The organism is Bradyrhizobium sp. (assembly GCF_030697065.1).
Classification (GTDB): Bacteria; Pseudomonadota; Alphaproteobacteria; order Rhizobiales; family Xanthobacteraceae; genus Bradyrhizobium.
On record NZ_JAUYQU010000149.1, the window covers coordinates 1 to 2,332 of the forward strand.

Sequence of the window (2,332 nt, forward strand, 5' to 3'; positions counted from 1 at the left end):
CGATTGTGAACAGTCGAGCGCCCAAGCGCCTGCTAAAATCGAAGCGACCTCCAGGCTTGCTCGCCGGTCTTCAAGGGTGGTGCCCCACCCCGAGGCCGGCGCAAGTGTTTTTGGGGTCCTTAGAAAAGTAGGGCAGGCAAAGGCGCGCTTCGCGCCGTGTCCACCATCTTTTCGAATCCACCATCTTTTCGAAATCGTGATGTAAAAGGTGGGCACGCCCAGACACGCGCGTTCGCGCGACCCGCCGGCTTTGTCCACCCTACGGTTACGTCACCCCGGCCGGTAGGCGCCGGTGGTGGGATCGCGCCGCAGCGTCGGAATGTCGTTGGAGCGGACCTGCTCGGCGACCCGTGCCAGCCGGGCCTCTTCCAATTCCCGGTTGACCCGCTTGGCGGTGCGCCAGGCCCAGCGGACCACGGCCAGACTACCCAGGGCGCCAGCAAATGCGATCAGCGGTGGCATCGGTCGATCCTCGTCGTTCAAGCGTCAGCCCCTGACGCAGTCTCGCGCAAGCCGGCCCCGGCCGCAATCACCTTGTGCGGGGCCAAATGGCGCGGGCCTTGCGCCGTCAGAACCCAAATTTGGCCCAAATCGCCCTTGTCTCCAGCGCCGATATCAATTCGTCCGGCAGGCTGGCCACGCCTTCCAGCGACGCCAGCGCTCCCGCACCCGCCGATTTGCGGCCCAGCAGGCCCGCCAGCATCCCGCTCGGGGGCGCCACCACCGGCGTCAGCACCTTGTCGCCATAGCGGGCGCGCAACGTCGAGCGCAGGTCGCCGATGCCGTCTGCGAGACCGAGCGAAACCGAGCTCTCGCCGGCCCAGTATTCGCCCGAGAACAGCACATCGTCGGCGCCCTTCAGGCGGCTGCCGCGGCTCTCCTTGACCAGCGCGATGAAGAGGGCGTGGATCTCGCGCTGCAACGCCTTCACCCTTGCGACGTCGTCGGGATTTTCCGGCAGGAACGGATCGAGCATCGCCTTGTGTTCGCCGGCCGTATACAGCCGCCGCTCGACGCCGATCTTCTTGATCAACTCCTGAAATCCGAAGGTGCCGCCGACCACGCCGATCGACCCCAGGATCGACGAGGGATCGCAGAAGATCTCGTCGCCGGCGCAGGCGATCATGTAGCCGCCGGACGCCGCCACGTCCTCGACGAACACCAGGACCGGCAATTTCTTTTCCGCCGCGAGCTGCCGGATCCGCAGGTAAATCTGCCGTGATTGCACCGGCGATCCCCCCGGCGAATTGATCACCAGCGCCACAGCCTTGGCGTTCCGGGTGGCGAACGCGCGCTCCAGAATCCGGGCGACGCCGGCCAGCGACATGCCCGGCCGCAACGGCGTCACTGCGCCGATCACGCCGGACAGCCGGACCACCGGCACGACGGCCGTTCCCCGGCGCAAACGCGCCGGAACGAATTTCATCAGCCGGTCGATCACATTGGCGATACCGCCGCGTGTATCCGTGGGTTCCGTCATGCCATTACCTCAAAGTTAACCATATCTTCATCACGCCGTTGTCATTGGATCAGATGGAACGCGCTGAGCTTCGTGCTGGTTGGCAGGCTGCAACGGCGCAGCGGAGAAAGAGATGAAAATCTATCTGTTGGTATTGCTGATTGGCGCACTTTTGACGGCAATTCACTTCACTTCCGCGCCAGATCAGCGCTCGGAAACGCTTCCGCAGTAACCGGTCTGCTCAAAACGCACCGTTGGGTATCGCCAACGGCAATACCCCCTTCCCCGCCAGGATAGTCTGCACCCGTTCATTGGGCGCCCCCGACTCGTCATTGAGCATCAGCGCGGCGTAGATTCGGGTCGGAGCCTTGCCGCCCTTGATGGCGCGAACCAGCACGCGGATCGCGGGCGTCTTCGCCGCGCCATGGACAGGGAGAATTTCCAGGCTGCCGAAGCCGCGATCGAGCGCCGCCAGTACCTCGGCGACGCCGTCGGCGCGCCAGATCAAGGTGAGGACGCCGCCGGACTTCAGAATTCGTCGCGCGGCGTGCATCCAGTCCTTCAGCGTCGCAGCCCGCGCCACATGGGCGATCTCACGGGCGCGATGCGGCGAGGCGCGGTGCCGCGCCGGATCGTTGAACGGCGGATTCATCAGAACGACATCGACGCTGTCGGGGGCGAGACCGGCCGCGGCAAACGCGTCGGCGGCGGCCGCGACGTCCAGCACGATGACGCGGGCGGCGATGGCATTGGCGGCGGCATTTTCGCGCGCAAGGCTTGCAAGCCCCGCGTCGATCTCGACCAGCACCGGTTCGATTCCGGCGACGCGCCGGGCGACCGCCAGCCCGGCGGCACCGACCCCGGCGCCGAAAT

Annotated in this window: 3 protein-coding genes; all 3 read right to left on the minus strand. The window is 65.8% G+C overall.

From position 1 onward, the window contains the following. Nucleotides 1–270: 270 nt before the first annotated feature. The gene (locus tag Q8R73_RS11935) at nucleotides 271–462 is read right to left on the minus strand and encodes a hypothetical protein (protein WP_305719750.1); all 192 of its coding nucleotides are present in this window, start codon (nucleotides 460–462) and stop codon (nucleotides 271–273) included. A gap of 106 nt (nucleotides 463–568) precedes the next feature. Then, the gene (locus tag Q8R73_RS11940; RefSeq protein ID WP_371126082.1) at nucleotides 569–1,426 is read right to left on the minus strand and encodes a S49 family peptidase; all 858 of its coding nucleotides are present in this window, start codon (nucleotides 1,424–1,426) and stop codon (nucleotides 569–571) included. Between the two features lie 274 nt (nucleotides 1,427–1,700). Beyond that, nucleotides 1,701–2,332, minus strand: a 632-nt coding sequence (locus Q8R73_RS11945; protein WP_305719752.1) for a methyltransferase, incomplete at its 5' end; no start/stop codon positions are given.

Bases quoted from the DNA above. Each gene is read 5' to 3' on its own strand.
- Q8R73_RS11935 (WP_305719750.1), bottom strand. From the start codon at position 462: ATGCCACCGCTGATCGCATTTGCTGGCGCCCTGGGTAGTCTGGCCGTG.
- Q8R73_RS11940 (WP_371126082.1), bottom strand. From the start codon at position 1,426: ATGAAATTCGTTCCGGCGCGTTTGCGCCGGGGAACGGCCGTCGTGCCG.